Annotated in this window: 14 protein-coding genes; 8 read left to right on the top strand and 6 right to left on the bottom strand. The window is 59.3% G+C overall.

Going from position 1 to position 17,954, the window contains the following annotated elements; genetic code table 11:
- Positions 1 to 63 precede the first annotated feature (63 nt).
- From ugpA to ugpQ, 4 genes are read left to right on the top strand one after another with little or no spacing between them, the layout of a single operon-like run.
- A complete protein-coding gene (ugpA, locus tag ACEQFP_RS13240; protein ID WP_068870151.1) occupies positions 64 to 948 on the top strand; it encodes a sn-glycerol-3-phosphate ABC transporter permease UgpA in 885 nt (294 codons plus the stop codon).
- Positions 948 to 1,793: a sn-glycerol-3-phosphate ABC transporter permease UgpE gene (gene ugpE / locus ACEQFP_RS13235; RefSeq protein ID WP_005290590.1), complete on the top strand. Its 846-nt coding sequence runs from the start codon at positions 948 to 950 to the stop codon at positions 1,791 to 1,793. The genes ugpA and ugpE overlap by 1 nt, the downstream gene beginning before the upstream one ends.
- Positions 1,794 to 1,817: 24 nt before the next feature.
- The gene (locus ACEQFP_RS13230) at positions 1,818 to 2,912 is read left to right on the top strand and encodes a sn-glycerol-3-phosphate import ATP-binding protein UgpC (RefSeq protein WP_068870149.1); all 1,095 of its coding nucleotides are present in this window, start codon (positions 1,818 to 1,820) and stop codon (positions 2,910 to 2,912) included.
- On the top strand, positions 2,909 to 3,658 hold the full coding sequence (gene ugpQ, locus ACEQFP_RS13225; RefSeq protein WP_068870146.1) for a glycerophosphodiester phosphodiesterase: 750 nt from the start codon (positions 2,909 to 2,911) through the stop codon (positions 3,656 to 3,658). The genes ACEQFP_RS13230 and ugpQ overlap by 4 nt, the downstream gene beginning before the upstream one ends.
- A 50-nt stretch (positions 3,659 to 3,708) precedes the next feature.
- Here the strand turns inward: ugpQ and ACEQFP_RS13220 are convergent, their stop codons facing one another.
- Positions 3,709 to 4,005 carry a hypothetical protein gene (locus ACEQFP_RS13220; RefSeq protein WP_068870144.1) on the bottom strand — a complete coding sequence of 99 codons (297 nt, stop codon included), beginning with the start codon at positions 4,003 to 4,005 and terminating at the stop codon, positions 3,709 to 3,711.
- Between the two features lie 272 nt (positions 4,006 to 4,277).
- On the opposite strand from ACEQFP_RS13220, the gene glpE reads away from it, so the two are divergent.
- From glpE to glpD, 4 genes are all read left to right on the top strand, one after another.
- A complete protein-coding gene (gene glpE, locus ACEQFP_RS13215; RefSeq protein ID WP_005290579.1) occupies positions 4,278 to 4,607 on the top strand; it encodes a thiosulfate sulfurtransferase GlpE in 330 nt (109 codons plus the stop codon).
- A 39-nt stretch (positions 4,608 to 4,646) separates the two neighbouring features.
- Positions 4,647 to 5,477 carry a rhomboid family intramembrane serine protease GlpG gene (glpG, locus tag ACEQFP_RS13210; RefSeq protein WP_068870142.1) on the top strand — a complete coding sequence of 277 codons (831 nt, stop codon included), beginning with the start codon at positions 4,647 to 4,649 and terminating at the stop codon, positions 5,475 to 5,477.
- A gap of 62 nt (positions 5,478 to 5,539) precedes the next feature.
- Positions 5,540 to 6,298, top strand: coding sequence for a DeoR/GlpR family transcriptional regulator (locus ACEQFP_RS13205; RefSeq protein ID WP_005295472.1), 759 nt, complete (start codon positions 5,540 to 5,542; stop codon positions 6,296 to 6,298).
- 384 nt (positions 6,299 to 6,682) lie between these two features.
- Positions 6,683 to 8,170: a glycerol-3-phosphate dehydrogenase gene (gene glpD / locus ACEQFP_RS13200; protein ID WP_370547139.1), complete on the top strand. Its 1,488-nt coding sequence runs from the start codon at positions 6,683 to 6,685 to the stop codon at positions 8,168 to 8,170.
- 57 nt (positions 8,171 to 8,227) lie between these two features.
- Here the strand turns inward: glpD and glgP are convergent, their stop codons facing one another.
- The 5 genes from glgP to glgB form a co-directional block, all read right to left on the bottom strand.
- Positions 8,228 to 10,675, bottom strand: a complete 2,448-nt coding sequence (gene glgP, locus ACEQFP_RS13195) for a glycogen phosphorylase (protein WP_035600052.1) — start codon at positions 10,673 to 10,675, stop codon at positions 8,228 to 8,230.
- Positions 10,676 to 10,831: 156 nt separating this feature from the next.
- On the bottom strand, positions 10,832 to 12,262 hold the full coding sequence (gene glgA, locus ACEQFP_RS13190; protein WP_068870137.1) for a glycogen synthase GlgA: 1,431 nt from the start codon (positions 12,260 to 12,262) through the stop codon (positions 10,832 to 10,834).
- Between the two features lie 40 nt (positions 12,263 to 12,302).
- Entirely contained in the window at positions 12,303 to 13,583 is a 1,281-nt protein-coding gene (gene glgC, locus ACEQFP_RS13185; protein WP_005290561.1) for a glucose-1-phosphate adenylyltransferase, read from the bottom strand.
- Between the two features lie 54 nt (positions 13,584 to 13,637).
- Complete coding sequence (gene glgX / locus ACEQFP_RS13180; RefSeq protein WP_047058986.1) at positions 13,638 to 15,617, bottom strand: glycogen debranching protein GlgX; 1,980 nt, start codon at positions 15,615 to 15,617, stop codon at positions 13,638 to 13,640.
- Complete coding sequence (gene glgB, locus ACEQFP_RS13175) at positions 15,601 to 17,811, bottom strand: 1,4-alpha-glucan branching protein GlgB (RefSeq protein ID WP_005290558.1); 2,211 nt, start codon at positions 17,809 to 17,811, stop codon at positions 15,601 to 15,603. Before glgB ends, glgX begins: the two co-directional genes overlap by 17 nt.
- Between the last annotated feature and the right edge of the window lie 143 nt (positions 17,812 to 17,954).

The raw sequence follows: 17,954 nt of genomic DNA, 5'->3' as shown, positions 1-17,954 counted from the left end.
TTGCCCTGCGGCAGTCGTGGCGCGGCGTCGGCGGCGCCACGATCTCTGGTATGTTGAGGTGATATGAATACCCCAATCCCCGTTTATGGTCGTAGCTGGTTGCCCTATGCGTTAGTCGCTCCCCAGCTGGCGATCACCCTGGTGTTTTTTCTCTGGCCCGCGGCCGAAGCCTTATGGTACTCGTTGCAACAGGTCGATCCTTTCGGCCTCTCCAGCCACTTTGTCGGCCTGGAGAACTTCGTGACACTACTCGATGACCCGTATTACCTGGCATCGGTACGTACCACCCTATGGTTCAGCGCCTTGGTGACCGCTAGCGGCTTGGTGATTTCGTTGTTCTTCGCCGCCCTGGTCAACCATGTGCTGCATGGGCGCCGCCTCTATCAGACGCTGTTTATTCTGCCTTATGCGGTGGCACCGACTATCGCGGCGGTGCTGTGGATGTTCCTGTTTAGCCCGGGCATGGGGTTGATCACCCATGCCTTGGCCAGTGTGGGGTATGAGTGGAACCACGCTCGCTACAGCGGTCAGGCGATGTTTCTGGTGGTGCTGGCCTCCGTTTGGAAGCAGGTAAGCTATAACTTCTTATTTTTTCTAGCCGCATTACAGTCTGTTCCGCGATCGCTGATCGAGGCGGCGGCCATCGACGGTGCCGGGCCATTGCGCCGTTTCTGGCACATTGTCCTGCCGTTGATTGCCCCGGTGAGCTTCTTTCTGCTGGTGGTCAATTTGGTCTACGCCTTCTTCGACACCTTTCCGGTCATCGACGCCGCGACCGGCGGAGGGCCGGGTCAATCGACCACGACCCTGATCTACAAGATTTATCGCGAAGGATTCGCCGGCCTGGATCTCTCCAGTTCGGCGGCGCAATCGGTCGTCCTGATGGTGATGGTCATCGGTCTGACGCTGATCCAGTTCCGTTATATAGAGCGTAAGGTACGTTACTGATGATAGAGAATCGTAGAGGGCTGGAATGGTTCAGTCATGTGATGCTGATCGCCGGCGCCTTAACTATCCTGTTTCCCTTGTATGTGGCCTTGGTGACGGCGACCCTGGATCGGGCTCAGGTGTTTCAGACACCGATGCCGCTGTGGCCTGGCGATGAGCTGTGGAATAACCTCCGCCACGTTTGGCAGCAAGGGATCGGTAATGGTGGCATCCCATTCGGCCGCCAGTTGTTGAACAGCCTGGTGATGGCGTTGGTGATCACGGTCGGCAAGATCAGTGTGTCGATGTTGTCGGCCTTCGCCATCGTTTATTTTCGTTTTCCACTGCGTAACCTGTTTTTTTGGTTGATATTTATTACCCTGATGCTGCCGGTGGAAGTGCGTATCTTTCCGACGGTGGAGGTGATGGCCGGGTTGCAGCTGATGGATAGCTATACCGGGCTTACGCTGCCGTTGATGGCATCGGCCACCGCCACCTTTCTGTTTCGCCAGTTTTTTATGACGTTACCGCCTCAGTTAGTCGAGGCGGCGCGGATGGATGGCGCGGGACCGATGCGTTTTTTCCGCGATGTGTTATTTCCCCTCTCGCGCACCAATCTGGCCGCGTTGTTTGTGATCACCTTTATCTACGGTTGGAACCAGTACCTATGGCCGTTATTGATCGCCAGCGAACCGGAGATGGCGACGGCGATGGTCGGTATTAAGAGCGCTATCGCCAACGGCGAGGGGGCTACCGAGTGGCAGCGGGTGATGGCGGCCCTGCTGTTGACGCTGATCCCACCGTTATTGGTGGTGTTTACCATGCAGCGCTGGTTTGTGCGCGGCTTGGTCGATAGCGATAAGTAATTGAATGAGGCAACGGACGACTCGATGGCGCGTTTAACACTACAGAATGTGAGTAAAAGCTATGATGGCCGGCAGGCGATCATCAAGGGAATCGATCTGGATGTGCAGGATGGCGAGTTTATCGTCATGGTTGGCCCGTCCGGTTGCGGTAAGTCGACGCTGTTGCGCATGGTGGCGGGCTTGGAGCAGACCAGCGGCGGCGATATTTACATCGGCGATGAGCGGGTAACGCACAAAGAGCCGAAGGATCGCGGCGTGGCGATGGTGTTCCAGAACTATGCGTTGTATCCCCACATGACGGTGGCGGAGAACATGGGTTATGGCTTGAAGTTCCGTGGGCTGGGTAAGCAACAGATCCGTCAGCGAGTGGAGGAGGTCGCCCAGATCCTCGAGCTAGAGGCGTTGTTACAACGTCGACCCGGTGAGTTGTCGGGTGGACAGCGCCAGCGCGTGGCGATGGGGCGCGCGATTGTCCGCGAACCGGCGGTATTCTTATTCGACGAGCCACTCTCGAATCTGGACGCTAAGCTGCGGGTACAGATGCGCCTGGAACTGCAACAGTTACATCGTCGGCTAAAGACCACCAGCCTGTATGTGACACATGATCAGGTGGAGGCGATGACGCTGGCACAACGGGTCATCGTGCTCAATCAGGGTGTCGCCGAGCAGATCGGCACACCGACCGAGATCTATCACCGTCCGGCTAGCCGCTTTGTCGCTGGCTTCATGGGGGCGCCGGCGATGAACCTGTTCGATGGGCAGTTAGCGCCCGATGGGCAGACCTTCCAGTTGACGCCGACGCAGCAGATTCACTTGCAGCGTCCGCTACCCGAGCTGGCGGGGCAGGCGTTGACTCTCGGGATCCGTCCAGAGCATCTGTGCCGTGTCGACGATGAACAACCGGGTAATGCCTTGACGGTCGAGACGCTGGAATTGTTGGGGGCCGATAACTTGGCGCATGGGCGTTGGGGAACGCAGAGCGTGACGGTACGTTTACCCTATCAGTCCTTACCGGCCGTCGGCAGCGTATTGCGGCTGGGACTGCCACAGGCTAACCTGCATTTCTTTGATCCGCGCAGCGGGCGGCGCATCACCTCGCCCGATCAGGAGCCATCATGATGAATCCTTGGCCGTATCCCGCCATCGTCGCCCATCGCGGCGGCGGTAAGTTGGCGCCGGAAAATACTTTGGCGGCGATCGACATGGGGGCCCGCTATGGCCACACCATGATCGAGTTCGATGCCAAATTGAGTGCCGATGGGCAAGTCTTTCTATTGCACGACGATACCCTGGAGCGCACCACCAACGGTTGGGGTGTCGCGGGGGAGCTGCCTTGGGCGCGTCTGGCTGGGGTGGATGCTGGCGTCGGTTTTGGCCATCGCTTTGCCGGCGAGCCGCTACCGCTACTGAGCCAGGTGGCGGCGCGTTGTCGTCAGTATGGCATGCTAGCGAACATCGAGATCAAACCTACGCGCGGTTGTGAGAGGGAGACCGGGCGAGAGGTGGCGCTGGCCGCCGCCGCGTTGTGGCGCGATGCCGCGGTGCCACCGCTGCTCTCCTCCTTCTCGCCTATCGCGCTGGCCGAGGCGCAGCGCACCACCCCACAGCTACCGCGCGGCTTGTTGCTGGAGGCGTGGGATGACGATTGGCTGGCGTTGACGCGAGATCTCGGTTGCGTGGCTCTCCATATCGATCATCATGCCCTAAACGCCGATCGGGTGGCGGCGATCCGGCAGGCCGGGCTGCATATCCTGGTGTATACGGTGAATCAGCCGCAACGGGCACGCGAGCTGTTGGATTGGGGCGTCGATAGCCTCTGCACCGATCGTATCGACCTGATCGGGCCGGACTTCGCTCAGCGCTAAGGAGATTCGGGGCGACGCATTCGGCGTCGCTCCGGCGAGGTGATATTACGCTAAGGCAGACGCGTGGGGCTGGGCGTGGTTGGCGTCAGCCCCTGTTGGCTTTGCCACAGCGGATCGTTGCGCTGCATATCTTGATTAAGTTGCTGGATGCGTTGTGCCTGACTGTCGCGCAGTATCTGCGTTTGCATGTTGCGTAGGCTTTGTTGGTTAAACGTATTACGCTGCTGCTGAAACTGTTGCTGCTGTTGTTGGATCATCTGCTGCTGTTGCTGCATCACCGTGCTATCGGCATAGACCGGTAGGATGCCGCCGCACAGTAGGCCCAGGAAGAGGATGACATCGCGCATGGTAGTGCCTCCATCTCAGCGACACCGCCGTCGTGGCCGTGTCACCGCGTTAGTATAGTCAAGACGTTGACACGCGATGTAGCGCAAAGTGGGATAAACGTGGGGATTTTACCCGCGCGTTAGCGCCATCGCGCTTTTTGTTCTTGCTTTTTAATGTAAAAACCGCAATCTCTGATCGCCGTACCGCACGGGGCGCGCCACACGAATCTCGTATTCTACATTTAACAAAGCGGTTACAATATGGCCCTTTGACGAGTCGATAGAGGCGAAGTATGGAGCAGTTTGGTGTGATCTCCGTGGCGCAGGTACAACAGATGTTGGCGCAGGGGCAGGCGATGTTGCTGGATATCCGCGATGCACAGAGCTATGCCGCCGGGCATGTGCCCGGGGCGTTTCATCTCACCGATGCCTCGTTGGCACAACTGATGCGGCAGCACGATGGCGTCATGCCGCTGATGGTGATGTGCTATCACGGTAATAGTAGCCGGGGCGCGGCGCAATATTTGCTGCACCAAGGCTTTGATGAAGTTTACAGTGTCGACGGCGGCTTTGAGGCCTGGCTGCGGGCCTATCCCGGAGAAGTGGCGCGTAGCGGCGACTGAGGTGGCACCGTCGGCGCCGATTGAAATAAGCAGGTATTCATGGTTCGTGTGATCACATTGCCTAACCCACGCTTGGCACAGGCATTTATTGACTATATGGCGACACAGGGCGTGCGTCTGGAGGCGGAGGCTGGAGACCATGGGATCGCCTTGTGGCTGGCGGATGATAGCCATTTGGCGCAGGTCGAGCATGAACTGCAACGTTTCCTGCATGAACCGCAGCACCCACGTTACCAGGCTGCAAGCTGGCAGAGCGGCTCGACCCATAGCGGGCTGCGTTACACGCGCTTCGCGTATCTGCGTAGCTTCTCCGGCCAGAGTGGGCCGTTAACTATCGGCGTGACGTTGCTGTGTATCTTGGTGTATCTATGTCAGCTGGTATTGGGCGATGGTGCGGTGATGACCTATCTGGCCTGGCCGGCGGATGCGGCGCAGCATTATCAACTATGGCGTTACTTTACCCCGGCATTGCTGCATTTTTCCCCGTTACATATCATCTTTAACCTGATGTGGTGGTGGTATCTGGGTGGGCAGGTCGAGAAGCGTTTAGGAGCGAGTAAACTGGCGCAGATCATGCTGGTCTCCGCGTTGATGAGCGGCTGGGCACAGTCACTATTCAGTGGGATCTACTTTGGCGGCCTATCCGGGGTGGTGTATGCCCTGATGGGCTATGTCTGGTGGTGTGGTGAGCGGGCCCCTCAGTTTGGCGTGTCGATGCCGCGCGGCCTGATGGTCTTCTCGCTGTTGTGGTTGCTGGCCGGCTACTTCAACTGGTTTGGTCTCTCTATCGCGAATGCCGCCCATATCGGGGGGTTGGTCATCGGCCTGTTGATGGCCTTCTGGGATATGCGCCATTTTCGCCGACAGTGAGGCCGCGCCCACTGTTCCGTTTTTATGCTGCCGGGGGAGCCGGTAAACGCAGGGGAGTTTACGTGAAACAAACACAACGCCATGAAGCGATTATCGACCTGGTCCGTCAGCGCGGCTACGTGAGTACCGAGGAGTTGGTCGAACACTTCGACGTGAGTCCGCAGACCATCCGGCGAGACCTGAACGATCTGGCCGAACAGAATAAGATCCATCGTCACCATGGCGGCGCCGCCTTACCGTCTAGCTCGGTCAACGCGGCCTATCATGACCGTAAGGGGATGTGGTCGGAAGAGAAGGCGCGTATCGCTCGCCGGGTGGCCAGCATGATCCCCGATGGGGCCACGCTATTCATCGATATTGGTACCACGCCCGAAGCGGTAGCCTATGCCTTATTGAATCACCACAATCTGCGGGTGGTGACCAATAACCTAAATGTCGCCAGTCTGTTGATGGCGAAGGAGGATTTCCGTCTGATCTTAGCCGGTGGTGAGGTTCGGACCCGTGATGGTGGGATCGTCGGCGAGGCAACGCTCGACTTTATCTCGCAGTTTCGGTTGGATTACGGCATCTTGGGGATCAGCGGCATCGATATGGATGGGTCACTGCTGGAGTTCGACTACCACGAGGTTCGAACGAAGCGAGCGATCATCGAGAACTCACGTTGCGTGATGCTGGTGACGGATCACTCCAAGTTTGGCCGTAATGCGATGGTGAACCTCGGTAATATGGAACAGCTTGATTATCTGTTTACCGATCAACTGCCCCCGCTGGGGCTGCAAAAAGTGATCGAACAGCACAGCGTACAGTTGGAGATCTGCTGATCGGCCTCCCTCCCGGCGCTCGCGCGTCGCGGAGGGGTAACACCTTAGCGCCATCGGGGGGGCCGCAGCCTCTTTCGTGTTCATTTTCCGGCGGCGCATGCCGGCAAAGAGTGCGGTGTGTCGCTCAGTGGTTTCCTCTACTCAACCGCTTCTCGCCCTCTCTCTTGCTATCTCGGCGATCTAATCCCCATCCGTATGGTTTATCTCCCTCCTGAATGAATCCATGGCACATGCCCACAAAGAAGGTAATGGTAATATCAATTTTGTGTTATCCGCAGCACGCATTTGTGTTTTTATTTGGTTAATGGATGGTGCATTTGTTGCTTATCGCATATCATAATGCTCGAAAACGAACATTGTTGTCGATGTATGCGAGGGGGCAAGGTGGAAATCAAAGACGTGATCGTAATCGGTGGTGGGATCAATGGCGCGGGGATCGCGGCCGATGCCGCTGGACGCGGGTTGTCTGTCCTGATGCTGGAGGCGCGCGATCTGGCCTGCGCCACCTCCTCGGCCAGTTCGAAACTGATTCATGGTGGGTTACGCTATTTGGAGCACTATGAGTTTCGGCTGGTCAGCGAGGCACTGGCCGAGCGCGATGTGCTGCTAAAGATGGCTCCACATATCGCCTTTCCGTTACGTTTCCGCCTGCCTCACCAGCCTCATTTACGTCCGGCCTGGATGATCCGTGCCGGCCTGTTCCTCTATGACCATCTGGGTAAACGCACTACTTTGCCGGGAAGTCGAAGCCTGCGTTTCGGTGCTGACTCGGTACTACAGCCCAATCTGACGCGCGGTTTCGAATATTCAGATTGTTGGGTTGATGATGCGCGCCTGGTGGTGCTGAATGCCATGGCGGTGGTGGAGAAGGGGGGCGAGGTGCGCACGCGCACCGAGGTGACGCGTGCCTGGCGTGAGGAGGGATTATGGGTGGTCGAGGCGCGTGATACGGTGAGTGGGGAGTCCTTGACCTGGCGCGCTCGCGGCCTGGTGAACGCTACTGGCCCCTGGGTTAAGCAGTTCTTCGACGACGGCCTACAGCTCAAGTCGCCCTACGGCATCCGCCTGATTAAGGGGAGCCATATCGTGGTGCCGCGGGTGCACGATCAGCCTCAGGCGTATATCTTGCAGAATGAGGATCAGCGTATCGTATTCGTCATTCCTTGGTTGGATGCGTTCTCGATTATTGGCACCACCGATGTGGAGTACCACGGTGATCCACGCGCGGTAGGTATCGAGGAGCAGGAGATCGATTATCTGTTGCACGTGTACAACAGTCACTTCTCGCGGCCCCTGAGTCGCCAGGACATTGTCTGGCACTATTCCGGCGTGCGCCCGCTATGCGACGACGAATCCGATTCACCTCAGGCAATCACGCGTGACTACACGTTAGATATTCACGATCAGGAGGGGCTGGCGCCGCTGCTGTCGGTGTTTGGCGGCAAGTTGACGACTTACCGTAAGTTGGCCGAGCATGCGCTAGAAAAGCTACGTCCCTACTATGTCCATTGTGGCGACGCCTGGACCAAGGGCGCGGTGTTGCCGGGAGGGGAGATGGGGTGCGATCGCGATAGCTATGCCGCGGCGTTACAGCGCCGTCATAGTTGGTTGCCGCCGGCATTAGCGCGCCGCTACGCACATACCTACGGTGCCCGTAGTGAGCGGGTGATCGGCACGGCGACGTCGCTGGAGGCGTTGGGTGAGCACTTCGGCCATGGATTGTATCAGGCAGAGTTGCGTTATCTGATGGAGCAGGAGTGGGTGGTGACGGCGGAGGACGCCTTGTGGCGTCGGACGAAACTGGGGATGTGGCTGGACGATGCTCAGCGCCAGCGCGTCGCCGAGTGGTTGGCGGCGCAGCGCAACGCCTAATCGTACGGCACTACCCCGCATGAGCGCGCCTCCGGGGTGGGGCGCGCTCATGGGCGTTTAGAGTTTCACCGGCTTGATGTGCCAGATCTCATCGGCATACTCTTGGATGGTACGATCGGAGGAGAAGTACCCCATATTGGCGATGTTTTGCAATGTCTTACGCGTCCACTCGTCGGGATGGGCGTACTCTTCATCGACCCGATCCTGGGTGTCGACATAGCTACGATAGTCGGCCAGCAGCTGGTAATAATCGCCAAAGTTAATCAGGGAGTCGAACAGACTGGCGTAGCGGCGTGGCTCCTCCGGGCTGAATAGCCCCGAGGCGATCTGAGTGAGCGCCTGGTTTAGCTCGGGATCGCGTTCATAATAGTCGCGCGGGTTATAACCGTTACGCCGCAGCGCCTCCACCTGCTCGGTGGTGTTGCCGAAGATAAACATGTTCTCCTCTCCGACGCGTTCGCGGATCTCGACGTTGGCGCCATCCAGGGTGCCGATGGTCAAGGCACCATTGAGGGCAAACTTCATGTTGCTGGTACCGGATGCCTCGGTTCCGGCGGTGGAGATCTGTTCCGACAGGTCGGCGGCCGGGATGATCAGTTGCGCCAGACTGACGCTGTAATTGGGGATGAAGACCACCTTGAGTTGGCCATCGAGCCGTTCGTCGGCGTTGATCACCTTGGCGACATCGTTGATCAGGCGGATGATTAGCTTGGCGTTATAGTAGGCCGAGGCGGCCTTGCCGGCGAAGATTTTCACCCGAGGCACGCGCTCGGCATCCGGTTCCTGGAGGATGCGGTTGTACAGCGTGATGATATGCAGCACGTTGAGCAACTGGCGCTTGTACTCATGGATGCGTTTGACCTGTACATCGAACAGTGCCTTGGGATTGATCACCGTATTCAGATGTAGCGCGACATACAGCGCCAGCTGGCGCTTATTATGCTGTTTAGCCTGCTGGATTTCGCGGATAAAGGTTGGGTAGTCGGCGTGCGGTAGCAGTTCACTGAGCATCCCCAGATCGGTGCGCCAGCGCCGGCCAATAGTGTTGTCCAACACCTTCGACAAGGGTTGGTTGGCCTGCGCCAGCCAACGGCGCGGGGTGATACCGTTAGTCTTGTTACAGAAACGGTCGGGGAACAGGCGGGCGAAGTCGGCGAACAGCGAGGTCACCATTAGCTCCGAGTGCAGCTTAGAGACGCCGTTGACCTTATGGCTGGCGACCACCGCCAGCCAAGCCATACGTACCTGGCGACCGTTGCTTTCGTCGATGATCGACACGCGACGTAGCAGGGCATCGTCATCGGGATAACTCGCCTGGACCTTCTTGAGAAAATGATCGTTGATTTCGAAAATGATCTGGAGATGGCGCGGTAGGATGCGCCCCAGCATATCCACCGGCCAGGTCTCCAAAGCTTCACTCATCAGCGTATGGTTGGTGTAGGAGAAGATCTGCATCACCGCCTGCCACGCCTGTTCCCAGCTATAGTGATGTTCGTCGATCAACAGACGCATCAGCTCGGGGATCGATAAGACGGGATGGGTATCGTTGAGGTGAATGGCAACCTTGTCCGCCAGGTTGTCTAGGCGGTGATGGGTCAGCAGATGGCGGTTGATGATATCCTGGACCGTAGCCGAGACCAGGAAGTACTCCTGACGTAGACGTAACTCGCGACCACAGTAGGTGGAGTCATCCGGGTAGAGCACGCGTGACACGTTTTCCGAGTGGTTCTTATCTTCGACGGCGGCGAAGTAGTCCCCCTGGTTGAATTTGCCGAGGTTAATCTCGTTACTGGCGCGCGCTGACCACAGGCGGAGGGTATTGGTCGCACAGATGTCGAAGCCGGGAATGATCTGATCGTAGGCTAAGGCTAAGACCTCCTCCGTTTCCAGCCAGCGGGTGCGGTTGCCCTCCTGCTGAATGCGCCCGCCGAAGCGTACTCGATAGCGGGTATTGTGGCGCACAAACTCCCAGGCGTTGCCATACTCGAGCCAGTTATCCGGCGACTCGGCCTGTTGGCCGTTGACGATGTTTTGTTTGAACATGCCATATTCGTAGCGGATGCCATAACCGTTGGCCGGTAGCCCTAGCGAGGCCATCGAGTCGAGGAAGCAGGCCGCCAGGCGTCCCAGCCCGCCGTTGCCCAGTCCGGGATCCAACTCTTCATTCAATAGCTCATCCAGATCGATGCCCATCTCATCGAGTGCCTTCTTGGTCTCATCATACACACCGATGGCCATCAGGGCGTTAGAGAGGGTGCGTCCGAGTAAGAACTCCATCGACAGGTAGTAGACTTGGCGCAGATCCTGCGAGTATTGGGCGCGAACCGAACGCAGCCAGCACTCGACGATGCGATCGCGTACGGCGAACAGCGTGGCGTTCAACCAGTCGTGTTGGTTGGCGGCGGCGGGATCCTTGCCGACGGTAAACATCAGCTTATAGGCGATGGAGTGCTTGAGCGCTTCGACGCTAACCACAGGGGACGTATAGTTAAAGGGTGAGTTTATCATGACAGCTCCCGATCCTCGGTGCCGGGCATCGGCCCGGTCATGGTATTACGGCGGCCATCCCCTCGCAGATCCGTTTGCGGGTAGGGGGTGAGGCCACCCTCGGGCCGGCAGACTCGCCGGCCTACATCAGTGGAGGCGCAGGCGCCTCTTCGCTCACAAGCTACGGTATAACGCCAGATAACGCTCGGCCGCGCGATCCCAGCCGAACGATTGCGCCATGGCCTGGCGCTGAACGTAGCGCCATAGGGTCGGGCGGCTCCACAGGACTAACGCCCGGCGGAGGGCGTTGGCCAGATCGGCGGCGTTACAGTCGTGGAAGACGAAACCGGTGGCGCTACCGTCGGAGAGGTTCTCCAGCGAGCAGTCATTGACCGTATCGGCCAGTCCCCCGGTGTGACGGACCAGCGGTAACGAACCGTATTTGAGGCCGTACAGTTGGGTGAGGCCGCAGGGTTCGAAGCGGCTCGGTACCACGATCACGTCGGCGCCGGCCATGATGCGATGGGAGAATGCCTCGTGGTAGCCGATCTGAACGCCGACCTGGCCGGGATGTTCAGCGGCGGCGGCGAGGAAGGCCTCCTGCAGCTGGTTATCGCCGGCGCCGAGCAAGGCCAACTGGGCACCACCTGCGAGCAGCGTCGGTAAGGCTGCCAGCAGCAGATCGAGCCCCTTCTGGCTGGTGAGTCGGCTGACGACGGCGAATAATGGCTTGCTGGCGTCGACCTCGAGCCCCATAGCGGTTTGCAGGTGGAGCTTGTTCTCCGCCTTGTCGCGCAGCGTCTCACGCTGGTAAGTCCGGGCGATCAGGGCGTCGCTGGCGGGGTTCCAGATGCGGTCATCCACACCATTGAGGATGCCGCTCAGCGTACCCGCGTTGGCGCGCCATTGCAGTAACCCCTCCATGCCATAGGCGAACTCGGGATGGGTGATCTCCTCGGCATAGGTCGGGCTGACGGTGGTGACATGGTCGGCGTAGTACAGCCCCGCCTTCATAAAGGAGATCTGACCGTGGAACTCCAGTCCATAGATCTGGAAGAAGTGGCGCGGTAGGGCTAATTCATCCAAGTGGCGGGCATCGAACAATCCCTGATAGGCCAGGTTGTGTACGGTAAACACCGAGCGAGCCGGGTTACCGCGCGCCGCCAGATAGGCGCAGGCCAGACCGGCATGCCAGTCATGGGCATGTACCACCTGCGGACGCCAGAACGGATCGCAGTCGCAGGCTAGCTCCGCCGCGATCCAACCGAGTAGGGCGAAACGCAGATGGTTATCGCCATAGGCGTTCATCCACTGGTCGTGATAGGGGCTGCCGGGACGTTGGTAGAGATGGGGCGCATCGATGATATAGACACCGACACCGTGATAGATGCCATAACGCAGAGAGACGCGCCCGGCAAAGGTTTCCAGCTCGGCGACTTTATCGCTGTTGGGAATACCCGCCAAGATGGCCGGGAATCCGGGGACTAATACGCGCACGTTGGCGCCCTGGGCGATTTGGGCGGCAGGCATCGCGCCGACCACATCCGCTAATCCGCCCGTTTTCAGCAGCGGAAAAAGTTCAGAACACACGTGTAAGACGTACATGGTTACTCCTCGCTCTGCGACCCACATGGCCGCAGGGTGATCACAGACGCGCGAGCATTTCGCGCGTTACTAATACAATGCCGCTTTCCGAACGATAAAAGCGGCGGCTGTCTTCTTCGGCGTTTTCGCCGATCACCATGCCTTCTGGCAGGTGACAGGCCCGATCGATGATGCAACGACGTAGCCGGCAGGAGCGGCCGATGTAGACATCGGGCAGCAGCACGGAAGAGTCGATGGTGCAGAATGAGTTGATGCGTACGCGTGGGAACAGGACCGAATGCACCACCACCGAGCCGGAGATGATGCAGCCGCCGGAGACCAGCGAGTTCATGGTCATGCCGTGGCTACCGGAGCGGTCTTGCACAAACTTGGCCGGGGGCAGCGACTCCATATAGGTGCGGATCGGCCAGTGGTTATCGTACATGTCCAGCTCCGGGGTGACGGAGGCCAAGTCGAGATTGGCACGCCAGTAAGCATCCAGGGTACCGACATCGCGCCAGTAGGGCGGGGTGTCGGCATTGCCGCTGGTGACGCAGGAGAGCGTAAAGGGATGTGCCCAGGCGCGGCCCTGCGCGGTCGCCTTGGGGATCAAATCTTGGCCGAAGTCATGACAGGATCCCGGGGTATGGATATCTTCTTCTAGCAGTTGGAACAGATAGTCGGCGTTAAAGACGTAGATACCCATGCTGGCCAGCGACATCTCCTCGTCGCCAGGCATCGCGGGTGGATTGGCCGGCTTCTCCAGAAATTTGAGGATACGGTGGTCATCGTTGACCTCCATCACCCCGAAGGCGTTGGCCTCGGCGCGAGGCACGGGAATGCAGGCCACGGTACAGCCGGCGCCGCTCTCGACGTGGTCGAGCAGCATGCGCGAGTAGTCCATCTTATAGATGTGATCACCGGCCAGGATCACCACATAGTCGGCGTGGTAGCGGCGGATGATATCCAGGTTCTGGTAGACGGCATCGGCGGTGCCGCGATACCAGGTTTCCGAGGCATCACGTTGCTGGGCCGGCAGCAGATCGACAAATTCATTCATCGACTCGTTAAGGATCGACCAGCCGCGCTGAATATGCTGCACCAGGGTATGGGAGTGATACTGGGTGATCACCCCGATACGCCGAATACCTGAGTTGATGCAGTTGGACAGGGCGAAGTCGATGATGCGGAATTTGCCGCCGAAATGCACCGCCGGTTTGGCGCGAGTCTTGGTGAGATCTTTCAGGCGCGATCCTCGCCCTCCGGCCAGGATCAGCGCCACGGACTGTTGCGGCAGCTGGCGGGCCAACATCAGTTTATTTTGAGTGTCTGATTTCACCATTTCTGACTCCTTGTAAAAGGCCGACGGCGCCGCAAGTGGCGCCGTGCTATCGCGCTAGATACGCATAAATAGACAACAGCTGCGGGCGGCAAGGGATTGACGGCCGCCATGCATGTCTTCCCGTAATTCGGCAAAAGGGGGCGGAATATGCCAGTCGCCGGGGGGCAGCGTTATCGTTTGGGCATCCGCGCCACCGTTGATCACCAACAGCCACTGTTCCGCCAGTAGGATCTGTAACGCACCAGGCGGCAATGCCTGCCATTGTTGTGCTGTCATCGGCTGAGCGTCGGCGTTTAGCCAGCGTACGCTGCCATCGTTGTCGTTCCACCAACGGTCGTCGGTCAGGGCCGTGATGCGTTGCCGTAGATGGATCAGCTGGGCGGTGAAGTGCAGCATTCTCTCGTCGGCCTGCGTCCAGTCGATCCAGGTGGTGGGGTTATCCTGGCAGTAGGCATTGTTGTTGCCCTGCTGCGAGTGACCGATCTCGTCTCCCGCCAGTAGCATCGGTGTCCCCTGGGAGAGCAGTAGCGTGGTGAGTAGCGCGCGGGCGCTGGCTTGGCGTCGTGCCTGGACTTCATCCTCCGCGTCGATACCTTCCACCCCATGGTTATTACTGTAGTTCTGGCTGTGACCGTCGCGGTTGTCCTCGCCGTTGGCTTGGTTGTGACGCTGGTTGTAGCTCAGCAGATCGCGCAGGGTAAACCCGTCGTGGCAGCTGATCAGGTTGACGCTGGCGGAGGGGCGGCGGCCAGGGTGACGGAACAGATCGCTGGAGGCGGCGAAACGGGTAGCGAAGTCGCCGTTGGTACAGCTACCTTGGAGCCAGAAGCGCCGCATATCGTCGCGGAAGCGGTCGTTCCATTCGGCAAAATATTGGGGAAACTGGCCAAGTTGGTAGCCATCAGGGCCGATATCCCAGGGCTCGGCGATAAACTTCACCTTGGCGAGGCAGGGATCTTGAGCGATGGCGATAAACAGCGGTGACTGGCGGCTGAACGCCGGGGTACGCCCCAGCGTCGTTCCCAGATCGAAACGGAAGCCATCGACATGGCAGGTCTCGACCCAGTAGCGCAGGCAATCCATCACCCACTGCACGCTGTGGCGCTCGGTTAGGCATAGGGTATTGCCACAGCCGCTCCAGTTCGCCAACTGTCCTTGGGCGTCCCGCCAGTAGTAGCTGCGGTTGTCGATGCCGCGCAGCGAAACCATCGGCCCGGATTCGTCCAGCTCGGCGGTATGGTTGAATACCACGTCGAGGATTACCTCGATGCCCGCACGGTGCAGGGCGGCGATTGTCGCGCAGAACTCACTCAGTGGCGTGCTGCCGCGCCGTCCAGAGTGGTAGCGAGGCTCGAGGGCAAAGGGGGCCAACACATTGTAGCCCCAGTAGTTGCTCAGCCCTAGCCGTTGCAGGCGGGGTTCGTCGGCATGCATCTGGATAGGCTGCAACTCCAGGGCGGTGATCCCCAGCCGGGCATAATGCTCTAGCATCACCGGGTGCGCCAGCGCCGCGTAGCTACCGCGCAGCTCCGGCGGGATGGCCGGGTGCAGACGCGTTAAGCCACGCACGTGCGCCTCATAGATCACCGTACGATTCCAGGGCGTGTTCGGCGAGACGTCCTCCTGCCAGGCATAGCTTTCATCGCTGACGATGCAGCGGGGCAGCAGATCGCGGTTATCGTGCCAGTCCGGTTCATGCAGGCCACCGCACAAACGCTCGTCGAGCGGTAACGCGTGGGTGAGTGCCCGGGCGTAGGGATCTAACACCATCTTGGCCGGGTTAAAACGCAAGCCGCTCGCCGGCTGCCAGGGGCCGTAGACACGGTAGGCATATTCCACGCCAGCGTGTCCGCCGGGCAGGAGACCGTGCCACACGTCACCGCTACGGGCTGGCAGCTCATAGGACTGTTGGCGCCCGTCACGATCGAACAGACACAGTTCGATGCGCTGGGCATGCGCCGAGGCGATGGCGAAGTTGATCCCCTGCGGCGTCACATGGGCGCCCAGGGGGTAAGCGTTACCCGGCCTGAGCATCGTCCTCGCTCCCGTTATCCAGGCACAGGTAGAGCGTCGATAGCGGCGGTAAGGTCAGTTGCAGGGAGTATTCACACCCGTGGCTGCCGATCGCTTCGCTCACCACACCGCCTTGGTTACCGCTGTTGCTGCCGTGGTAGTGGCTGGAGTCGGTATTCAGTATCTCGCAGTAGCGTCCCGGAAGATCGACACCGATGCGGTAGTGATGGCGTGGCACCGGGGTGAAGTTGCTGACCACGAGGATCTCATTGCCCAGATCATCCCGTCGGACGAAGGCGAAGACCGAGTTTTGCTTATCGTCGACCACCCGCCAGCGGAAGCCACGCGCATCGCAATCCCAGCGATGTAGCGCGCCACAATTGCGGTAGCACTGGTTCAGATCGCGGACCAGGCGCTGCACGCCGTGGTGCCAGTTATCCTCACCTTCCAGCAGGTGCCAGTCCAGGCTAGTTTCGTGGTTCCATTCGCGTCCCTGGGCGAACTCCCCGCCCATGAACAACAGTTTCTTACCGGGGTGGGCCCACATGAAGCCGTAGTAGGCGCGTAGGTTGGCGAACTTCTGCCACGCGTCACCGGGCATCTTGTCCAACAGCGACCCTTTGCCGTGGACCACCTCATCGTGTGAGAGCGCCAGCACGAAGTTCTCACTCCACGCGTACAGCAGGCCGAAGGTCATCAGATCGTGGTGGTACTTACGATGTATTGGATCATGCTTCATGTAGTTGAGGGTGTCGTGCATCCACCCCATGTTCCACTTGAAGTGGAAGCCCAGCCCATTGGCATCCGGCGGTAACGTGACGCCAGCGAAGTCGGTCGACTCCTCTGCGATGCTGACGGCGCCGGGACGTTGCTCGCCGAGGGTGCGGTTGGTGTAGCGTAGGAATTCGATGGCCTCAAGATTTTGATTGCCGCCGTGACAGTTCGGCACCCATTCGCCCGCGGCGCGGCTGTAGTCACGGTAGACCATCGACGCCACCGCATCGACACGCAACCCATCGATACCGTAACGCTCTTGCCAGAATAACGCGTTTCCGGCCAGGAAGTTACGTACTTCGTGGCGGCCATAGTTGTAAATCAGGGTATTCCAATCCTGATGGAATCCTTCGCGGGGATCGGCGTATTCATACAGCGCCGTGCCGTCGAACGTCGCCAGCCCCCAGTCGTCGCTGGGGAAGTGACCGGGAACCCAGTCGAGCAGGACGTTGATCCCGGCGGCATGGGCGGCATCGATAAAGGCACGGAACTCTTGTGGCGTACCATAACGTCGGGTCGGCGCGTACAGCCCGAGTGGCTGGTAGCCCCAAGAGCCATCGAAGGGGTGTTCGTTGATCGGCAGCAGCTCAATATGGGTAAAGCCCATCTCCTTGACATAGGGGATCAGCTGTTCGGCCATCTCCCGGTAGCTGAGCCAGTAGTTGTTGTCGCTGTGGCGTCGCCAGGAGCCGAGATGCACTTCGTAGATGGAGATGGGGGCGCTGAAGCCATTGGCGGCGCTGCGCTGGGCGCTGAGTGCGTTCTTCTCCGGTAGTGCCGCGACCAAGGAGGCGGTATCCGGACGCATCTGCGCCTCGAAGGCGTAGGGATCGGCCTTGAGTACACGATCGCCGTTGGCGTCGATCAACTCGAATTTATACAGCTCGCCGGCCTCGAGTGCCGGGATGAACAGCTCCCAGATCCCGCTCTCTTGGCGTAAGCGCATCGGATGGCGACGGCCATCCCAGTTGTTGAAGTTACCCACGACCGAGACGCGTCGGGCATTCGGTGCCCAGACGGCGAAGCTGACGCCGCGAATATCGGCCAATTGGGTCAGATGGGCACCCAAGCGCTCATAGGGGCGCAGATGCGTCCCCTCTTTCAGTAGCCAGTTATCGATCTCTCCCAGCAAGGGGCCGAAACGGTAGGGATCTTCCAACAGATGTTGCTGGTCACCCCAGGTGACCCGTAGCAAGTAGGGAAACGGATTCTTACGTCGAGGCAGCAGGCCGCAGAAAAAGCCACCCTCATGGATCGGTTCCAGAGTGGCGACGGTGCGCCCGTTCTTACGATCGACGACCTGCACCGCCTGGGCATCGGGCATCAGCGCCCGCACCGCCAGCCCTTTGGCCGTCGAATGCATCCCGAGCAGGGCGAAGGGGTCGGCACAGTGGCCCGTTAATAGTTGTTGGATCGTGTGCTTGCTGGGAAGTACGGACATGGCATTCTTCCTTTAATTGACAGCATGGGATGCTCGATTCCGTAAGGGGGAAGACGATAACACCATCCTCATGCCGGCCATCAGTCTGAGTGCTACCGGCTGGCGTCGCCCCCCGGTAGCGAGAACATCATTTTCACTCTACG

This window comes from Edwardsiella sp. A.80236 (assembly GCF_044540725.1).
GTDB classification, from domain to species: Bacteria; Pseudomonadota; Gammaproteobacteria; order Enterobacterales; family Enterobacteriaceae; genus Edwardsiella; species Edwardsiella tarda.
The sequence above is the reverse complement of the archived record's forward strand: the minus strand, read 5'-3'. Positions and strand labels throughout refer to the sequence as shown.

Coding starts and splice junctions, on each gene's coding strand:
- ugpA (WP_068870151.1), top strand. CDS start 64: ATGAATACCCCAATCCCCGTTTATGGTCGTAGCTGGTTGCCCTATGCG.
- ugpE (WP_005290590.1), top strand. CDS start 948: ATGATAGAGAATCGTAGAGGGCTGGAATGGTTCAGTCATGTGATGCTG.
- ACEQFP_RS13230 (WP_068870149.1), top strand. CDS start 1,818: ATGGCGCGTTTAACACTACAGAATGTGAGTAAAAGCTATGATGGCCGG.
- ugpQ (WP_068870146.1), top strand. CDS start 2,909: ATGATGAATCCTTGGCCGTATCCCGCCATCGTCGCCCATCGCGGCGGC.
- ACEQFP_RS13220 (WP_068870144.1), bottom strand. CDS start 4,005: ATGCGCGATGTCATCCTCTTCCTGGGCCTACTGTGCGGCGGCATCCTA.
- glpE (WP_005290579.1), top strand. CDS start 4,278: ATGGAGCAGTTTGGTGTGATCTCCGTGGCGCAGGTACAACAGATGTTG.
- glpG (WP_068870142.1), top strand. CDS start 4,647: ATGGTTCGTGTGATCACATTGCCTAACCCACGCTTGGCACAGGCATTT.
- glgA (WP_068870137.1), bottom strand. CDS start 12,262: ATGTACGTCTTACACGTGTGTTCTGAACTTTTTCCGCTGCTGAAAACG.
- glgC (WP_005290561.1), bottom strand. CDS start 13,583: ATGGTGAAATCAGACACTCAAAATAAACTGATGTTGGCCCGCCAGCTG.
- glgX (WP_047058986.1), bottom strand. CDS start 15,617: ATGCTCAGGCCGGGTAACGCTTACCCCCTGGGCGCCCATGTGACGCCG.
- glgB (WP_005290558.1), bottom strand. CDS start 17,811: ATGTCCGTACTTCCCAGCAAGCACACGATCCAACAACTATTAACGGGC.